Origin of the sequence: Nakamurella sp. (assembly GCF_048594475.1) — a bacterium.
Taxonomy (GTDB): Bacteria; Actinomycetota; Actinomycetes; order Mycobacteriales; family Nakamurellaceae; genus Nakamurella.
This window is the reverse complement of record NZ_JBMDXT010000580.1, coordinates 1-1,642: the sequence shown is the minus strand read 5'-3', so window position 1 is coordinate 1,642 and position 1,642 is coordinate 1. Positions and strand designations below refer to the sequence as shown.

Sequence of the window (1,642 nt, the reverse complement as noted above, 5' to 3'; positions counted from 1 at the left end):
CGGAGCCCGGCGCCCCCGCGACGGATCCCGGGGCCGGGCCGGCCGGGGTGTCGTCGACCGGCCGGCCGGACAACGTCCGGCCGCTGCGCCCCTGGTTCCGCCGGCCGGCCGCCTGGCTCGCCGCGGCCGCGGCGGCGGTGGTGCTCGGCGGCGGTCTGGTCGCGATCGACCGGACCCGCGGGCCCGAGCAGGTCGCCCAGACCCCGGAGCAGTGCGTCGCGACGGCCGCCGACCGCACCACGCTGACCCCGGCGAACGGTCAGGGCGCGGTGGACTACGCCCCGTCCTGCGCCGCGGTGACGGTGGATGTCAGCGGGTTGCCGGCGCTGCCCGACGGCCGCACCTACCAGCTCTGGGCACTGTCCGGGGAGCCGTCGACGGCGCCGCGGTCGCTCGGCCTGCTGCCGGCGGCGGCCACCGGCGCGGCGCAGACCGTCACCCAGCCGACCAGGCCGGGGGAGGTCGCCGTGGCCGTCACGGCCGAGCCGGCCGGCGGGTCGGTCGCGCCGACGCTGCCGATCGTCTGGAGCGCCGAGCTGACATCCTGACCGTGCTCCCGGGCCGGCGCGGCGCCGGGTGGCCGGCCCGGTCGCCGTCCCGGGCCGGGGTCGTCCCGGTTGGGCGCTGCGCCGGACGAGTGAGGCCGGATCGCCCGGGCTCGTGCAACCATGCAGCGGTCACCGTCCGTCTGAGGGCTGTTGAACGCTGGAGGTCGGGTGAGCCCGGAGGAGGAGGCGCAGTTCTCCGTGTACGTCACCGCCCGCCGGGATCGGGTCCGGCGTACCGCCTACCTGCTGTGCGGTGACTGGCACCGGGCCGACGACCTGACCCAGATCGCGTTCGTGAAGCTGTACGGGGCGTGGTCGGACATCCGCGACTATGCGGCCCTGGACGCCTACGTGCGGCGCTGCCTCATGCGGGCCGCGATCGACGAGTCCCGCCGACCCTGGCACCGCGAGCGGGCCGTCGACGCCGTGCCGGACACGCCGGTCCCCGAGCTGGACCTGGCGTCGGTGGTGGCCGATCGGGAGCTGGTCCGTGGGGCGCTCGACGAGGTCCCGCCCGGGCAGCGGGCGATGCTGGTGCTCCGCTACTTCGACGGGCTGGACGTCGCGGCGACCGCGGCCGCCATGGAGTGTTCGGAGGGCAACGTGAAGTCGCAGACCGCCAGGGGACTGGCGGCCATGAAGCAGGCGTTGCTCCGACAGGGTGTGGTCGGCCGTGGGGGTGGCCGGTGACGACCGGGCCCGACGACCGCGACGCCGCCGGCCTGCACCGGCTGCTCGACGACCTGGCCGACGACCCGGCCGCGCCGCCGACCACCGTGTCCGCCCTCTCGGTGATCGCCGCCGCCAAGGCCGCCGGTGCGGGTCCGGACGCCCGTCCGGGTCCGGCGGCCACCTCGGTGAGCGTGGCTGGCGCGGTCCCGGCGCCGGGCGCGGTGCGTACGGGTCGACCCGAGGCCGGCGCGCCCGTCGCCGGTCCGGGGCATCGATCCGGCCGGCGCCGGTCCACCGGTGGCCGCCGGCGCACCCTGGTGATCGGTGGGCTGATCGCCGCGTGCGCGGTCGCGGTGGCGGCGGTCGTCGTCCCGCTCGCGGTGTCGAACTCGACCGGGACGACGACGGCGGGATCCGCGGCC

General features: G+C 77.6%; 2 protein-coding genes and 1 pseudogene. All 3 read left to right on the top strand.

The features are described from left to right. The coding region (locus ACOJUF_RS25875; protein ID WP_420124677.1) for an anti-sigma factor at positions 1-548 on the top strand (548 nt) is incomplete at its 5' end. Positions 549-716: 168 nt separating this feature from the next. After that, on the top strand, positions 717-1,238 hold the full coding sequence (locus ACOJUF_RS25870) for a SigE family RNA polymerase sigma factor (protein ID WP_420124676.1): 522 nt from the start codon (positions 717-719) through the stop codon (positions 1,236-1,238). Further along, a pseudogene (locus ACOJUF_RS25865) lies at positions 1,235-1,642 on the top strand (hypothetical protein); the annotation flags it as partial. The gene ACOJUF_RS25870 and the pseudogene ACOJUF_RS25865, both read left to right, overlap by 4 nt.